Below are 15,664 nucleotides of genomic sequence, written 5' to 3'. Positions count from 1 at the left end.
CCTCCCGTCCGCCGCGCCGTGCCGCGCGCGCCCACCGTCCCGACCTGCCCATTCATACCCGGCCCGGGCGTCGGAACCCGCCGCGAACCGCCGCCCGAGCCGTCCGGGCGGCCCGGACGACCCGAGCGGTCCGAGCAGCCCGGACCGGCCCGACGGCTACGGGCGGGCCGGGGCGCCGTTCAGCAGTTCCGCCGGTCCGGCGGTCGGTGGCAGCGCGCGCACCGCCAGGGCTGCGGCCAGCCGCCGGGCGGCGGGGGGCAGCAGCGCCGCTGCGGCCTCCCGCGGGGTGAACAGGCGCCACTCGGCGATCTCCTCCTCCTGGACGCGGACGGCCGCCAAGCGTCCGGGGTCGAGCGTCCCGCCGTCGTAGGCCAGGACCAGGTGCGGCGGGTCCCACGGGTGGTCGGTCACCCAGTCGACGGCCAGCAGCCGGCCCGGTTCGCGGTCCAGCCCCAGCTCCTCCAGGGTCTCCCGGCGGGCCCCGGCCCGGGGCAGCTCCCGGTCGGCCTCGACCGACCCGCCGGGCTGCACCCACCGCGACAGGCCCCGCCACGGGTGCAGGCGCACCAGCAGCACCCGCCCGTCCGGGTCGGTGAACAGCAGCCGGGCCTTGGCCCGGATCCGGGGACGGCTCGCGTAGTACTCCTGCTTGCCCATCGGCGGTGCCGGCGTGGCCCGCCCGGCGCCCGGTGGCAGCAGCCCGTCCAGCGCGGCCGCGCCGAGGTACGGGGGCGCGGGCCGGGGCGGCAGGTGCAGGGCGGAGTGGCCGACGGGGAGGCCGTCCGCGAGTTCCAGCGGGGCGGCCGAGCGCGGCGCCAGCACGCAGGCGCCCATCCGGCGCGACAGCAGCGGCGGCACGGCCGACAGCAGCAGCTCCGGCGGCAGGTGCACCATCGCGTCCAGCTCGGCGGCCTCCAGCCGGACGGCGGCCAGCTGCTCGGCGGTCAGCGGGTCGGCCCAGTACAGGAACGCGGCGATCGGCGGCCGGTCGTGGTCCCGCGACCAGTCCAGGCAGGCGAGTTCGCGCAGCACGGGCGTGATCCCCAGCTCCTCGCGGATCTCCCGGACGGCGGTGTGCCGGGGCGAGGCGTCGGTCGGCTCCCAGCCGCCGCCCGGCACCGCGACGGGGTGCTTGGTCCGGTACGAGGTGCGCACCACCAGCACCCGCCCGTCCTCGTCCGGGAACAGCACCCCCGCCGCCGCCATGATCTCCCGCCCGTCCACCGCAACCCCCTCGTCCGTCCGCTCCGCACCCGTCCAGCATGCCCGCCGCGCCGCCACCGCCACGCACCGGGAACGGGACCGGGGCCGGACGGCGACGGGCCCGTGACACCGACCTGTCGGTCTGTCACGGGCCCGCCCCGACGGCCGTCAGGCGTTGACCGGAGCCTCCAGCAACTGCGCGTACGGCGCCAGCTTGCGGATCGACTCGATGTTCTTCAGGCACTGCTCGCGGGACTCCTCCGGCTCACCGGTCACCACGACCGAACCGTTGCTCGCCTTCAGGCGGAAGCGGTGGTTGCCCGACTCGTCCACGTACAGCTCGAACTTCCCAGCCATGGAAACGCACACCTCTCGTTCGGGTAGCCCCCCGGCAGTCAACGTAGGCTCAACTGCCCTTGCACGCCTCCCGGGTGTGCCGTTCGAGTGTCCGGCCGGACTGGTGGCCGGGAGCGGGCGCCTCGATGGCCGGGCCCTCGCCTCCGGTGGCGAAACCGCTGGAAGCCACCGAGCCGAGCACCGTGCCGACCGTGCACCCGATCGTGCGGGGCGTCCTGCGCGGGTGGAGGGGGACCGGGGCGCGCCGAGGGGTGCGCGCCCTGTGCGGCGGCCGTGCGCTGTCCGCGAAACGAAGGATCCGCGGCCGCCGACACTCCTACGGGTGACCTGTGCTGCCGGGCGGGCGGGCGGAGGCAGTACGTTGCCCGGATCGGACGGTCCCCGTGCGGGCGGGGCCGGTGGGGAACCGCGGTGCGGGGACGGGGCGGTCGAATTGGCGGGGCCGGGTTTCGCACCGCTGGAGCGGTCCGCGTACCGGACCGGGGGCCCGCAGGAAGTGCGCGCGTTCGTGCAGGGCGCGTACCTCGGCCACCGTCCGGTGTCCCGGCAGCCGAAGCGGTGCGGGTGCGAGGTGGAGCATGTCGGCGCGGACGGACCGCGGGTGGACCGGACGGCGCGGAAGCGGGTGCCCGGCCGGGTCCGGACGAAGCCGCTGCCGGTTGCCACGCCCCTGGCGCCCCGGCCCGGCACCCTCGGCACGTCTGCTCCGCGCGGTCGGCACTCCCTGCTCCGCAAGGGCAAGGGTCAGAGCGTCCGCTGCCCGCGCGCCGAGGGCTGGCAGGACACCCGGGACGACGTGGGACCGGCGATCGCCGTCCTGCCCCACGAGGTGCTGGAGCGCGTCGCCTCCGAACAGGCGGGCACCGACCCGCGGCGGCTGCGCTTCACCGCGGTGCGCGCCCTGCCCCCGGCCGTCCACCCGCGCCTCGCAGGGGCCCACCTGGAACTCACCGCCGCCGCTCCCACGGCCCCGGCCGGGCGGCGGCGGCAGATCACGCCTACCGCGGCCGCCCGGGACTTCCCCCGGCCCGGCCGCTTCGCCGCCCCGTACCGCACGCACTACCGCCGGGGCACCCGAGACACCCCCACCCCCTAGAGAAGAGGCGGAAACCCGTGTCCGCACCCATGGCCCCCGGCCGACAGGACCCGACACGAAACGCCCTGACCACCACCGACCCCGACCACTGGGCCCGCTCCGCCCGCTCCGCCTTCCGCACCACCCTGCGCCTCACCACCCGGGCCCGCCGCACCGACGGGCCGCCGTCCGCCGGCCTGTTGGGCCTGGAGCACACCGACGCCGGAGCCTTCGACGTGTGCGAGACGCACCTGCCGGGCCACTGGCTGCTCGAAGGCGCACCCGACCGCCTGGTCGTCACCGAAGTCCTCGAAGGCCGTGCCCACCGCCTCGTCTCCGCCCAGGGCGGGGAGGGGAGGGGCCCCTGCGCCGCGGGGGACGTGGTGCTGTCCGCCGTCCCCGGCACCCCGTTCGTCCACCACACCCGGGACCTGCGCGCCCGCTCCTTCGTCCTGCCGATGCCCCTGCTGCACCATGCCGCCCGCGACAGCGCCAACCCGGGTCCGCTGGTCTTCCACGCCCGCCGCGCCGACGCCGGCACGGTCGGCCTGCACTGGCGCGTCACCACCGACTACCTCACCGGCCTCCTGCGGGCCGGGCCCGGCCTCCTCACCGACCGCCTCACGACGAGCGCGGGCCACCTCCTGGCCGCCACCGTGCTGGCCCTCTTCCCCAACACCCACACCCACACCCACACCGTCCCCGGCAGCACGCGGCAGCCGCGACTGCCCCCGTCCGTGCGCCGCGCGGCCGCGTTCATCGAGCGGCACGCCGGCGAGCCGATCACCCTCGCCGAGATCGCCGCCCACGTCCACCTCACTCCCCGTGCCCTGCAGTACGCCTTCCGCCACCACCTCGACACCACCCCCCTCGCCCACCTGCGCGACGTACGGCTGCACCGCGCCCACCTCGAACTCCTCGACGCCGACCCCCACAGCGACACCGTCCGCCGCATCGCCGCCCGCTGGGGCTTCTCCCACCCCAGCCGCTTCTCCGCCCGCTACCACGCCGCCTACCACTGCCGACCGAGCACCACCCTGGAGGCATGACCCCGGCCGCCCGCCGCCCGCCACTCGCCTCCGGGCGGCGGGCGGCGGGCGGCGGGTGGGTGGCGGATCAGTGCCGCCCGGCCGCGAGGGTCAGCAGTCCGCAGACGGCGCCGGTGGCCAGCAGGGCGACGAGCACGCAGCGGCGGCGCAGGCCGCGGTAGCGGTCCCGGTACTGCGTCCGCAGGCGGTCCCGCTCCTCCCGGAACTGTTCGAGCCGTTGGCGGGTGGCGGCCGTGTGGAGGCGGGTGAAGTGGGCCTCCACGTCGGCGCGCTGGCCGTCCGTGAGCCACGGCAGCAGTTCGGTGAAGTCCCTGGCCGCTCGGCGGGCCAGTCGGCTCTGGGACTGCCAGTACAGGTAGCCCTCGAGTTCGCGCAGGCCCGCCTCCGTGTCGGGTGTGGCTTCGGCGGGCAGGCGCCGCGTCCTGCCGGTGGCGGGTCGGTCACTCATCGCTGCGTGTTCTCCCCGCTGGGGATGCCTTGGTGGGCGGCGTCCTGGAGTTCGTCGGGGATCTCGGGGTGGTGCAGGTTGAAGGCCGGGGACTCGGAGCGGATCCGCGGCAGGGTGGTGAAGTTGTGCCGCGGCGGCGGGCAGGAGGTCGCCCACTCCAGCGAGCGGCCGTAGCCCCACGGGTCGTCGACCTCGACCTTCTCGCCGTACTTGGCGGTCTTCCAGACGTTGTACAGGAACGGCAGGATCGACAGGCCGAGCAGGAACGAGCCGATGGTGGAGAGGGTGTTCAGCGTGGTGAAGCCGTCCGAGGCCAGGTAGTCGGCGTAGCGGCGGGGCATGCCCTCGGCGCCCAGCCAGTGCTGGACCAGGAAGGTGGTGTGGAAGCCGACGAACAGCGTCCAGAAGCAGATCTTGCCGAGGCGCTCGTCCAGCATCCGCCCGGTGAACTTGGGCCACCAGAAGTGGAAGCCGGCGAACATCGCGAAGACGACGGTGCCGAACACCACGTAGTGGAAGTGGGCGACGACGAAGTACGAGTCCGAGACGTGGAAGTCGATCGGCGGGGAGGCCAGCAGCACGCCGGTCAGGCCGCCGAACAGGAAGGTCACCAGGAAGCCGATCGACCACAGCATGGGCGTCTCGAAGGAGAGGGACCCCTTCCACATGGTGCCGATCCAGTTGAAGAACTTCACGCCGGTCGGCACCGCGATCAGGAAGGTCATGAAGGAGAAGAACGGCAGCAGCACCTGCCCGGTGACGAACATGTGGTGCGCCCAGACGGTGACCGAGAGGCCGGCGATGGCGATGGTGGCGGCGATCAGGCCGGAGTAGCCGAACATCGGCTTGCGGGAGAAGACCGGCAGGATCTCGGAGACGATGCCGAAGAACGGCAGCGCGATGATGTACACCTCGGGGTGGCCGAAGAACCAGAACAGGTGCTGCCACAGGATCGGGCCGCCGTTGGCCGGGTCGAAGACGTGCGCGCCGAACTTGCGGTCCACCTCCAGGGCGAACAGCGCGGCCGCCAGGACCGGGAAGGCCAGCAGGACCAGGACCGAGGTCAGCAGCACGTTCCAGGTGAAGATCGACATCCGGAACATCGTCATGCCGGGCGCGCGCATGCAGATGATCGTGGTGATGAAGTTGACCGCGCCGAGGATGGTGCCGAAGCCGGAGAAGGCCAGGCCCATCACCCACATGTCGCCGCTGATCCACGGGCTGTGGTCGGGGCCGGACAGCGGCGTGTAGGCGAACCAGCCGAAGTCGGCGGCCCCGTTCGGGGTGAGGAAGCCCGCCACCGCGATCAGCGAGCCGAACAGGTACAGCCAGTAGGCGAACATGTTCAGGCGCGGGAAGGCGACGTCGGGGGCGCCGATCTGGAGCGGCATGATCCAGTTGGTGAAGCCCGCGAACAGCGGGGTGGCGAACATCAGCAGCATGATCGTGCCGTGCATGGTGAACGCCTGGTTGAACTGCTCGTTCGACAGGATCTGGGTGCCCGGGCGGGCCAGCTCGGCCCGCATCACCAGCGCCAGCACCCCGCCGACCAGGAAGAAGGCGAACGACGTGCCGAGGTAGAGGCTGCCGATCGTCTTGTGGTCGGTGGTGGTGATCCAGCGGATGATCGCGTGCCCGGGGCGGGCGGCCCGCGGCGTCGCGGGGGAGGGGGTGGACGGCGGGCGGCCGCCGGTCAGGACGGTCAAGGGAACTCCTCGTCAGGGGTCAACCCGCCACCTCTACCAGTGCCTCCGCGCGCGTCCCCCGGTCGCACACCGGCGCTGCGGCCGGCCCTCGCGCAACGGGTCGAAGTCTTCGTTTCCCGGACAGTCGGCGGGCGGACGACGAGGCGTGACCCGCAGCGACCTGGGCAGCCGCCCCTCCGGAAGGGTTCCGCAGCCGGAAGGAGGAACCAGGTGACGACCGCACGCGAGAACACGGGCGCAGGCGCCGAGCACGCCGGTGAGCAGGAGTCCGTCCCGCGGACCCCCACCGGGCGCGCCGCCCCCGGGCCGTCGGCGGGCACCGGCCCGGACGCCCCCGCCCGGACGGGGCGGCGGCCGCACGGAAGCGCTCCCCGCCCCGTGACGTCCTTTCCCCATCCCGACATCACCAGCCTGGACGCCCTCGCCGACTTCCTGCGCGCCCACCAGGACGAGCGGCTGTACGTGCGCTGGTCCCGCGGTCCCGAGACCGACCTCGCGCACGAAGGCGGCAGCCTGGACGAGCTGACCCGGGAGGCCCTGCCCGGCCTGTCCGTCAACTCCCTCTCCGCCGAGGACTGGTGGCAGGGACGCCCGCTGCGCCTGTGGGCCGCCCGCCGCCTGTACGACTACTCCCACCTGCGGCGCGACAAGGCACCCGGCGTCCACCCGTGGATCCTCACCGGTACCGAGACCGCCCGCGGACCGGACAACGAACCCCTCCTCACCGGCGCCCGCCCGCTGGCCCGCATCAGCGAGGACGTCATCGCCGAGGCCGACGAGGAGATCGCCCGCCAGGCGGGCCGCTGGGGACCCATGCGCCGGGACGGGGCCCGGTGACACCCGGGTGGGGACGCGAAGCACACCGGAGAACACCCGCGCCGCCCGCGGAAGGGCGGGGCGGGCCCGCACCCCGACGACACGAGAGGCGGACACGTCCGTGACCACAGGACCCGACAGCCACCGCATGCTCACCATCTACCTGAACGACCACCTGGCCGGCGCCGAGGCCGGTACCGGGCGGGCCCGCCGGCTCGCCGACGCGCGTTCCGAACGCGAGGAGGGGCGGGTCCTGCGGCAACTGGCCGCCGACATCGCCGCCGACCTGACCTCCCTGCGCCGGGTGATGCGGGAACTCGGCGTCCCCGAACGCCGCGCCTACGCCTGGATCGGACGCGCGGGCGAACTGGCCGGCCTGCTCAAACCGAACGGCACCCTGCTGCGCCGCTCACCGCTCACCGACCTGGTCGAACTGGAAGCCCTCCGCCTCGGCGTCCTGGGCAAGCGCCAGCTCTGGGCCGCCCTGGCCGCCCGCTTCGGCGACGACCCCCGTCTCGACCGGGCCCGGCTCGACGAACTCGCCGACCGGGCCGACCGGCAGGCCGACCTGCTGGAGGAGCTGCGCCTGCGCGCCGCCGGAGTGCTGACCGCCCGGCCGTGACCGGGCGGGCAGCACGGCCGTCGACGTCCGGCCCGGCCGGGCGCACCCGGGTGACGGCCCGCCCGGCCGGACCGGTGCGGCTCCGGACCGGGGGCGGGGCCCGGCGCGGCGGGTGCGGGTGCCTCAGCCGGCCAGGAACTCCAGCAGCGCCCGGTTCCACTCCGCGGCGTGGCTCACGTGGACGCCGTGCGGGCCGCCCGTGACCAGGTGGACCCGGCTGTCGGGCAGCGCCGCGCGCATGCGGGCGCCGGAGCCCTCGAACGGGACGGTGGCGTCGCTGTCGCCGTGCAGCACCAGCGTCGGCAGCGGTCCGAACTTCTCCAGGTCGGCACGGAAGTCGGTGGTGCCGAAGATCGTCAGGCACTCCAGGGCGGCCTTCGCGTCCGCCTGGTCGCACAGGGCGCGGACCTCGCGGAGCTGTTGCTCGGTGACCGTCGGCTCGGCGTTCGCCGAGAAGAGGTCCCGCACGAACCCGTCGTAGAAGGCGTCCTGGTCCTCGGCGAGCGAAGCGGCCATCCCGGCCGCCTCCTCCTCGGTCAGCGGGCCCCGCGGGTTGTCGGGGGTCCGCAGCATGAAGGGCGTCACGGCGGAGGCGAGCACGACGCTCCGCAGCCGCTCCGTGCCGTACGAGGAGACGTAGCGCGCCACCTCGCCGCCGCCCATCGAGAAGCCGACCAGCGTGGCGTCGCGCAGGTCCAGCTCGGTGAGCAGGGCGTTCAGGTCGTCGGCCAGGGTGTCGTACGCGTAGCCCAGGAAGGGCTTGTCGCTGCGACCGAACCCCCGGCGGTCGTAGGTGACGACCCGGTACCCGGCCTCGGCGAGGGCCGGCACCTGGTACTTCCACGACTCGCCCGACAGCGGCCAACCGTGGATCAGGACGACCGGACGGCCCGGCCCGCCGGTGTCGTCCACGTGTAGCGCGGTGTCGCGGAACAGCCCGTGGTGAGCGGTGATCTCGGACATGTGTGCCTCCTCCAGAACCCGAACGCGGCGGGGAAACCGCGACTACCCGCACTGCGCCGTCCGACGCGGCCTCCGCCCACCATCCACCCGAACGCGAGGCCCGGCGGTTCTCCCACGCGCCGCGGATTTCGTTTTCCGTCCAGGGCTCTTCGCGAACACGGCATGTCCGCAAACGGATTCGAATTCCTTCCAGCCATAGCGTGCTGGGGGAGCCAGGCGCCGGGACGGCGCCCGTCGCACACCGGAGGAGGAGCGCCATGAGCGAGTCGGGGCCGAAGAAGAAGATCACCGAGAGGGTGAAGGAGGTCGTGGAGGCGGTGGTCCCCGACCACCGCCCGGAGGTGCCGGGGGCACCGGGGGCCGCGCCCGCCGAACTGGCGGAGCCCACCGAACCGCGCGAGCCGTTGCCGCCCAAGCCCGACCAGGGCCCGCCCGCGCCGGTGTCGGCCACCGGTCGCGCGGCCGGCGGGACGGGCGTGGTGCGGGCGCAGGCCGGCGCGTTCCTGACGAGTGCGCAGGGCACCCGGCTGCCGGACTCCGACCACTCGCTGAAGGCCGGACCGCGCGGCCCGGTCCTGCTCCAGGACCACCACCTGCGGGAGAAGATCACCCACTTCGACCACGAGCGGATCCCCGAGCGCGTCGTGCACGCCCGGGGCGCCGCTGCGCACGGCGTGTTCGAGGGCTACGGCACGGCCGGCGGCGTGTGCAAGGCGGCGTTCCTGGGGGAGGGCGTCCAGACGCCGGTGTTCGTCCGCTTCTCCACCGTGCTGGGCTCGCGCGGCTCGGCGGACACCGTGCGCGACACCCGCGGCTTCGCGACCAAGTTCTACACCGACGAGGGCGTGTTCGACCTGGTCGGCAACAACATCCCGGTGTTCTTCATCCAGGACGCGATCAAGTTCCCGGACGTCATCCACGCGGGCAAGCCGCACGCCGACCGGGAGATCCCGCAGGCGCAGTCCGCCCACGACACCTTCTGGGACTTCGTCTCGCTGCACACCGAGGCCACCCACCACACGCTGTGGAACATGTCCGACCGGGGCATCCCGCGCTCCTACCGGATGATGGAGGGCTTCGGCGTCCACACCTTCCGCCTGGTGAACGCGGAGGGCGGTACGAGTCTGGTCAAGTGGCACTGGAAGCCCAAGCTCGGCGTCCACTCCCTGGTGTGGGAGGAGGCGCAGCTGATCGCGGGCGCGGACCCCGACTTCCACCGCCGCGACCTGTACGACGCCATCGAGGCCGGCGCTTTCCCGCAGTGGGAGCTGGGCATCCAGGTCTTCCCGGACACCCCCGAGCAGACCTTCGAGGGCATCGACCTGCTCGACCCCACCAAGATCGTGCCCGAGGAGCTGGCCCCGGTGCAGCCCGTGGGGCTGCTGACCCTGAACGCGAACCCGACGAACTTCTTCGCCGAGGTCGAGCAGGTCGCCTTCCACGTCGGGCACCTGGTGCCCGGCATCGACGTCACCGACGACCCGCTGCTGGCCGGCCGGCTGTTCTCCTACCTCGACACCCAGATCACCCGGCTCGGCGGCCCCAACTTCGCGCAGATCCCGATCAACCGCACCCACGCCCCGGTCAACGACATGCTGCGCGACGGCTTCCACCAGGACGCCGTGCACACCGGCGTCGCCCCCTACAAGCCCAACTCGCTGGACGGCGGCTGCCCGTTCTTCGCCGGCGCCGAGCAGCAGGCCTTCATCGAGCACCCGCAGCCCGTCGCCGCGGCGACGAAGGTCCGCCAGGCGCCCGCCAGCTTCGACGACCACTTCAGCCAGGCCCGGCTGTTCTGGCGGAGCATGACGCCCGTCGAACGCGAGCACATCATCGCCGCCTACAGCTTCGAACTCGGCAAGTGCTACGAGCAGGCCGTCAAGGAGCGCACCCTGCAGACCCTGGCCGACATCGACCCGTTCCTGTGCGCCCAGGTCGCCGCCGCCCTCGGCCTGCCCGCTCCGGAGCCCACCGAGGTGCCCGGCGACACCGTGCCGAGCCCCGCGCTGTCCCAGCTCGGCCGCACCTGGCCGGTGGCCGGCCGGACCATCGGCCTGGTCGCCGACCCGACCGGCGACCTCGCCGCGCTGGCCGCCCTGCGCCGGGCGGTCCTGGACGCCGACATGGTGCCGCTGGTCATCGCCCCCACCGGCGGCCGGCTCACCGGGGAGGGCGCGGACCCGGTGACGGTCCAGCGGACGTTCGCCACCGCGCGCTCCGTCGAGTTCGACGCGATCGTGCTCCTCGGCGCACCCGCCCCCGCGGCGGACGCGACCGCCGGACGCGATGCCAAGGCCGGCGCGGGCGGTGCACCCGGTCCCGTCGACCCCCGGATCGTCCTGATGCTCGGCGAGGCCTGGCGGCACGCCAAGGCCGTCGGGGCGCTCCCGGCCGCGGGCCGCGCCCTGGACGCCGCCGGAATCGCCCCCGACGCCCCGGGCGTGGTGGTCGCCGACGACACCGACGCGCTGCTGGACGGTCTCACCCGCCTGCTCACGGCCCACCGCGCCTGGGACCGCTTCCCGCCGCCGCCGGAGGCCGCGCGCTGAGACCGGCTCGGCACGGGAAGGTCCGGACCGGGCACGGATGGCGGGAACGGCGGCGCCTCGGGGAGCCGCCGTTCCCGCCACCCGCCTTCCGGCGGCGCTTCGCCTTCCGAACCGGTGGGGAAGGCAGCGGCCGGTCCACCGGTGCCGCAGACCCGGGGCCGGACGGCGCAGGCTCACCAGGGCACCCGCTCGGGTTGCCGCCGCACCGGAGGACGGACCGGGGCGGACACCCGCCCGCAGGCGAACCGACCGGCCGCCGTCGCGGCCCTGCCCCTGGACGGCCACGCAGCCCTGGAGACCGCCCCCGCGCTCGCGGCTGCCGTTCTGCGGCGCGGCGGGCCTGAACGAGTTCCTGCGCGCCCGTCAGGAGGCCCGCGCGCGGCACCGCCTTCCGGCTCGCCGGGTCGGTACCTCCCCTGGAACGCCTGCTGCCGGTCACCGGCACCGACGGTGTCCTCGACGCCGGGCCGCTTCCCACCCCGGCCGGACGGCGGACCGTCCTGCACTGTGCGTGAGAGGGGCGGGCCCGGTCAGCCGCGCAGGCGCAGGGTGCTGCCGGGGGTGGTGCGGTAGGCCGCGCGGTACTGGGCGGCGAAGCGGCCCGGGTGGGCGAAGCCCCAACGGCGGGCGACCTGCGTGACGGTGGCGCTCTCCGGCCGGGCGGCGAGCAGGTCCCGGTGGGCGGCGTCCAGGCGCACCCGGCGCAGGTGAGCGACGGGCGTGGTGCCCAGGTGCCGGCGGAAGGCGTACTGCAGGGCGCGCGGGGTGACGTACGCGGCCGCGGCGATGTCGGCGAGTGAGACGTCCCGGTCGGCGTGGGAGTCGATGTACGAGAGCGCGCGGCGGAGCGTGTCGGGCGTGGCGTCGGCGCTGTCGGCCCGGAGCCGGGTGCCCCGCACGCTGTGCGGCACGGCGGCGAGGGTCGCGGCGGCCAGGTGCCGGGCAGCCGTACCCGCCAGCAGCCCGTCGGCGTCGGGCGCGCAGTCGTCGAGGACGTGGTCGCGGACGTAGGCGATGGCGGCGGCCAACCGCCGGCCCGCGGTCGGCGTCACGGGGCGGTCGCCGGTCAGGCGCACCGGACGCCCGCCGGCGGGGGCGGGCGCGACGGCGTCGAGCAGCGCGGTGTCGAACAGGGCGATGGTGTAGCGGGCGGCGCGGACCTCGCCCCGGTAGGGCCGGTCGGGCGGGGCGAGCAGAAAGGTCTCGCCCCGCCCGTAGACCTCCTCGCGGCCGTCGGTCAGGTCGGCGAGCGTGCCGTCGTGCATGCTGACCAGGCAGACCCGGCCCAGCTCGTGGGCGTCGTAGGCCATCGTGTAGCCGAAGTCGAGGCGGTCCATCGCCATCGGGCCCGCCGAGCGGCGGCTGATCCGCACCCGGGCGTCGCGGACCGGGCCCCCGATGCTCATCGGCGTGTACGCCGTCGACAGGAACTCCTGAGTGGCAGCCACGTCCGTACTGTCGAACACCAGCGCACCGTCCACCGCGCACCGCCTCCCGCCGCTCGCCCGCCCGACGCGGTGCCACCCTCCTACCCCGGTGGCGGGATCGTACGGCCGGGCCGCGGGTTCCTGTGGCTGCGGTCCGGGTGCGAGTCGGAGGGGACGGACGCGGAGGTCAGCGCGTGCCGCGGTGACCGGGGTTGCCGTGGCCGGGGTCGGTGCGGCCGGTGTCGCCGCGGCCCGTCATGGTGCGGTCTCGGCGGGCCGGGGTCTTCTGGGCGGCGGCCGCCGCGGCGCAGGCCAGCAGGAACCCGACGGCTCCGGCGATGAGGTTGCTGGTGATGGTGCGGGTGTGGGCGACGTCGCCGGCCACCGCCCAGGGCGCGACGATGGTCCACACGCCGATGGCGGCGGCGGCCCAGGCCATGGAGTGGGTGCGCTCGTAGGAGTTGCCCAGGCCGCCCAGCAGCAGCATGTAGGCGATGCCGCACAGCAGGTTGGTGACCGCGAGCGTGGTGAAGCCGTAGAACCCGCAGATCCACGGCGAGGCCGCCAGGTACAGGCCGGTGAGCAGGGCGAGGGCCTCGACCATCTGCGCCCGCGGAGTGGCGGCGGCGCGGTCGTGGCGTTCACGCAGTGCGACGAGATCGGGGTGCTCGTCGATCGGTGCGCGGTGGGTGGAAGCCATCGGATCCTCCTAGGCAGGTGTCGGACCCGCGCCTACCCGAACAAATCGGGTGAAACTACCCAAAGCGGCTTTCCTGGCGAGACTTTCCGAGAACCGCGCTCCGAACGGCCACCGCGTCCGTCACGGGGCGGCGGGCACCAGGTGCGCTTCGGCCTCCCGCACCCGGTAGGGGACCGTGGGGCCCGATGAGCCACGGGCGGCGGTGTGTCGTCCGTCGGCGGAGGAGCGGAAGGAGCGCACCGACGAGCAGCGCCGCACTCACCGCCGATCTCCGTGAGTTCGGGGCAGCCGGAGAGATGCCCGCCGGCGGGGGAGCGGGCGTTCTTCGCGGATTCTTGACGTCCGGGAGCGGGTCGGCCCGTCGGCGGGGTAGGCGGCCCGGCGGTACCGGGCCGTCGTACGTTCGGATCGACTCGGTTCCTGAGCGGTGATGGCGGAAGACGATCCAAGGAAGGCGGTCACCATGGCCGATCAGGGCTCCCCGGCCCTCCACCCGGCGGTGAAGGGCCCCGCGCGCCTGGCGCTGATGGTCGGGGCGCTGGGGGTGGTGTTCGGGGACATCGGGACCAGCCCGATCTACACCCTGCAGACGGTCTTCGACCCGGACGACCCGCACCCGGTGCCGGTGAGTACGGACAACGTGTACGGCGTGGTGTCGCTGGTGTTCTGGTCGGTGGTGGTCGTCGTGCTGGTCACCTACGTGCTGCTGGCGATGCGCGCCGACAACGAGGGCGAGGGCGGCATCATGGCGCTGATCACCCTGATCCGGCGCTCGGGAGCCAGGGCGGGGCGGAAGGCGACGGCCGTGCTGACCTTGCTGGGGATCTTCGGCGCGGCGCTGTTCTTCGGCGACAGCATGATCACCCCGGCGATCTCGGTGCTCTCCGCGGTGGAGGGCCTGGAGGTCGTCCAGCCCTCGCTCCAGGAGGCGGTGGTGCCGCTGACGGCCGGCATCCTGGTGCTGCTCTTCCTCGCGCAGCGCCGGGGCACGGCGGCCGTCGGGCGGGTGTTCGGGCCGGTGATGATCCTCTGGTTCACCGTGGTCGGGGCGTTCGGGGTGCGCGGCATCACCGAGCACCCGCAGATCCTGCGGGCGCTGTCGCCCACCTACGCGCTCGGCTTCTTCGTCGGGCACTTCGGGACGGCGTTCTTCGCGCTCGCCGCCGTCGTCCTGGCGGTCACCGGCGCGGAGGCGCTCTACGCCGACATGGGGCACTTCGGCCGGCCCGCGATCACCCGCGGCTGGCTGTTCCTGGTCTTCCCCGCCTGCATCCTCAGCTACCTGGGGCAGGGCGCGCTGATCCTCGACGACCCGGCGAACATCAGCAGCCCGTTCTTCCTGCTCGCTCCCGGCTGGGCCCGCTGGCCGATCGTGCTGCTGGCCACCGCCGCCACCGTGATCGCCTCGCAGGCCGTGATCACCGGCGCGTACTCGGTCACCTCGCAGGCCGCCCGGCTCGGCTACCTGCCGCGCCTGCGGATCGCGCACACCTCGGAGTCGACGATCGGCCAGATCTACGTGCCGTGGATCAACTGGCTGTTGATGGTCTCCGTCCTCACCCTGGTCTTCGCCTTCCGTAGCTCCGCCGCCCTGGCCTTCGCCTTCGGCATGGCCGTCACCGGCACGATCACCATCACCACCCTGCTGTTCTTCTACCTGGCCCGTACCCGCTGGCACACCCCGCGCTGGCTGCTCGCCACCGGCGCGGGCGCGCTGCTCACCGTCGACCTGCTGTTCGTGGCGGCGAACGCCACCAAGTTCTTCCACGGCGCGTGGCTGCCGCTGCTGATCGGCCTGGTGGCGTTCACCGTGATGACGACCTGGCAGCACGGCCGACGGACCGTCACCGCCGAGCGGGAGCGGCAGGAGGGGCCGCTGCGGGAGTTCGTCGACCGGTTGCACAGCGGGGAGGTGCCGGCCGCCCTGGTCCCCGGCACCGCGGTCTTCCTCAACCGGGGCAAGGAGACCACCCCGCTGGCGCTGCGGGCCAACGTCGAGCACAACCACGTCCGCCACAGCCAGCTGGTGATCCTGTCGATCAGCACCGAGCCGGTGCCGCGCGTCCCGGTCGAGGAGCGGTGCGCGGTCGACGCCCTCGGCTACGGCGAGGACGGGATCGTCCACGTCACCGCCCGGTACGGCTACATGGAGACCCCGGACGTCCCGGCCACGCTGGCGCTGCTCGACCCGGCCGACACCGAAGGAGTACTGGACCTCGACCGGGCCTCGTACTTCCTGTCGAAGATCGAACTGCGCCGGGGGAAGCAGCCGACGATGGCGCCCTGGCGCAAGCGCCTGTTCATCGCCACCTCCTACATCACCGCCGACGCCGCCGAGCACTTCGGCCTGCCCCGGGACCGGACGGTGATCATGGGCTCGCACATCGAGGTGTGAGGGCGCGCCAAGGGCCGAAGGCCGCCTCCCCTCCCGCGGGAACGCGCACGGAATCCCGTCAGGACGCCGCCGGGACCACGGGATCCGTCCTCCCGGCAGGTGGTGCGCGCCTACCCGGCCGTCGAGGATCCGCGCGAGGCGGTCGCGGCCGCACGACCCGGGCGTCAAGGCCGCGTCAAGGTCGCCGGTCGACCCGTATGGAGGGCGTCAGGAAACCGGGAACGGCGCCGACCTGCTGGTGTGCTGCTCTCGCCGGTCCTTCACCGGCCCCGCCCGGAGCGTCCGCGGACCTCCGGCGGTGACAGCCCCTTCGACCAGTTGGTGGAGCGACAACCATGCTCGATCTCGTCTTCG

The 15,664-nt window shown here is 74.0% G+C and carries 13 protein-coding genes; 6 read left to right on the top strand and 7 right to left on the bottom strand.

Going from position 1 to position 15,664, the window contains the following annotated elements:
- Positions 1-156: 156 nt before the first annotated feature.
- Both ACZ3J7_RS14985 and ACZ3J7_RS14980 read right to left on the bottom strand, forming a co-directional pair.
- The gene (locus tag ACZ3J7_RS14985; RefSeq protein WP_465620639.1) at positions 157-1,224 is read right to left on the bottom strand and encodes an NUDIX hydrolase; all 1,068 of its coding nucleotides are present in this window, start codon (positions 1,222-1,224) and stop codon (positions 157-159) included.
- Between the two features lie 147 nt (positions 1,225-1,371).
- Positions 1,372-1,560 (bottom strand): YegP family protein, encoded by a 189-nt coding sequence (locus ACZ3J7_RS14980; protein WP_344557286.1) that lies wholly within the window; start codon positions 1,558-1,560, stop codon positions 1,372-1,374.
- A gap of 496 nt (positions 1,561-2,056) precedes the next feature.
- Here ACZ3J7_RS14980 and ACZ3J7_RS14975 point away from each other — a divergent pair, with 496 nt between their 5' ends.
- Positions 2,057-2,656, top strand: coding sequence for a hypothetical protein (locus tag ACZ3J7_RS14975; RefSeq protein ID WP_465620636.1), 600 nt, complete (start codon positions 2,057-2,059; stop codon positions 2,654-2,656).
- Between the two features lie 17 nt (positions 2,657-2,673).
- Entirely contained in the window at positions 2,674-3,684 is a 1,011-nt protein-coding gene (locus tag ACZ3J7_RS14970; RefSeq protein WP_465620634.1) for a helix-turn-helix transcriptional regulator, read from the top strand.
- Between the two features lie 67 nt (positions 3,685-3,751).
- On the opposite strand, the gene ACZ3J7_RS14965 is transcribed toward ACZ3J7_RS14970, so the two are convergent.
- Positions 3,752-4,132 (bottom strand): hypothetical protein, encoded by a 381-nt coding sequence (locus ACZ3J7_RS14965; protein ID WP_465620632.1) that lies wholly within the window; start codon positions 4,130-4,132, stop codon positions 3,752-3,754.
- Positions 4,129-5,838 carry an aa3-type cytochrome oxidase subunit I gene (gene ctaD / locus ACZ3J7_RS14960; RefSeq protein WP_465620630.1) on the bottom strand — a complete coding sequence of 570 codons (1,710 nt, stop codon included), beginning with the start codon at positions 5,836-5,838 and terminating at the stop codon, positions 4,129-4,131. The genes ACZ3J7_RS14965 and ctaD overlap by 4 nt, the downstream gene beginning before the upstream one ends.
- A gap of 210 nt (positions 5,839-6,048) precedes the next feature.
- Here ctaD and ACZ3J7_RS14955 point away from each other — a divergent pair, with 210 nt between their 5' ends.
- Positions 6,049-6,675 (top strand): DUF6098 family protein, encoded by a 627-nt coding sequence (locus ACZ3J7_RS14955; RefSeq protein ID WP_465620628.1) that lies wholly within the window; start codon positions 6,049-6,051, stop codon positions 6,673-6,675.
- Positions 6,676-6,775: 100 nt separating this feature from the next.
- Positions 6,776-7,276 (top strand): hypothetical protein, encoded by a 501-nt coding sequence (locus ACZ3J7_RS14950; RefSeq protein WP_465620626.1) that lies wholly within the window; start codon positions 6,776-6,778, stop codon positions 7,274-7,276.
- Positions 7,277-7,399: 123 nt separating this feature from the next.
- On the opposite strand, the gene ACZ3J7_RS14945 is transcribed toward ACZ3J7_RS14950, so the two are convergent.
- A complete protein-coding gene (locus ACZ3J7_RS14945) occupies positions 7,400-8,239 on the bottom strand; it encodes an alpha/beta fold hydrolase (protein ID WP_465620623.1) in 840 nt (279 codons plus the stop codon).
- Between the two features lie 257 nt (positions 8,240-8,496).
- On the opposite strand from ACZ3J7_RS14945, the gene ACZ3J7_RS14940 reads away from it, so the two are divergent.
- Positions 8,497-10,788, top strand: a complete 2,292-nt coding sequence (locus ACZ3J7_RS14940) for a catalase (protein WP_465620620.1) — start codon at positions 8,497-8,499, stop codon at positions 10,786-10,788.
- 530 nt (positions 10,789-11,318) lie between these two features.
- Here the strand turns inward: ACZ3J7_RS14940 and ACZ3J7_RS14935 are convergent.
- Positions 11,319-12,236: a helix-turn-helix transcriptional regulator gene (locus ACZ3J7_RS14935; RefSeq protein ID WP_465620617.1), complete on the bottom strand. Its 918-nt coding sequence runs from the start codon at positions 12,234-12,236 to the stop codon at positions 11,319-11,321.
- A gap of 166 nt (positions 12,237-12,402) precedes the next feature.
- The gene (locus ACZ3J7_RS14930; RefSeq protein ID WP_465620615.1) at positions 12,403-12,915 is read right to left on the bottom strand and encodes an SPW repeat protein; all 513 of its coding nucleotides are present in this window, start codon (positions 12,913-12,915) and stop codon (positions 12,403-12,405) included.
- A gap of 463 nt (positions 12,916-13,378) precedes the next feature.
- On the opposite strand from ACZ3J7_RS14930, the gene ACZ3J7_RS14925 reads away from it, so the two are divergent.
- The gene (locus ACZ3J7_RS14925; protein ID WP_465620614.1) at positions 13,379-15,310 is read left to right on the top strand and encodes a potassium transporter Kup; all 1,932 of its coding nucleotides are present in this window, start codon (positions 13,379-13,381) and stop codon (positions 15,308-15,310) included.
- Positions 15,311-15,664: the final 354 nt, after the last annotated feature.

It is taken from the genome of Kitasatospora sp. NPDC015121 (genome assembly GCF_055562955.1).
Note: the sequence above shows the minus strand (reverse complement) of the source record. Positions and strands in the feature narration are given on the sequence as shown.

What these genes read in the sequence shown, in the direction of transcription:
- ACZ3J7_RS14965 (WP_465620632.1), bottom strand. Translation starts at nt 4,132, where the DNA reads ATGAGTGACCGACCCGCCACCGGCAGGACGCGGCGCCTGCCCGCCGAA.
- ACZ3J7_RS14925 (WP_465620614.1), top strand. Translation starts at nt 13,379, where the DNA reads ATGGCCGATCAGGGCTCCCCGGCCCTCCACCCGGCGGTGAAGGGCCCC.
- ACZ3J7_RS14980 (WP_344557286.1), bottom strand. Translation starts at nt 1,560, where the DNA reads ATGGCTGGGAAGTTCGAGCTGTACGTGGACGAGTCGGGCAACCACCGC.
- ACZ3J7_RS14945 (WP_465620623.1), bottom strand. Translation starts at nt 8,239, where the DNA reads ATGTCCGAGATCACCGCTCACCACGGGCTGTTCCGCGACACCGCGCTA.
- ACZ3J7_RS14940 (WP_465620620.1), top strand. Translation starts at nt 8,497, where the DNA reads ATGAGCGAGTCGGGGCCGAAGAAGAAGATCACCGAGAGGGTGAAGGAG.
- ACZ3J7_RS14930 (WP_465620615.1), bottom strand. Translation starts at nt 12,915, where the DNA reads ATGGCTTCCACCCACCGCGCACCGATCGACGAGCACCCCGATCTCGTC.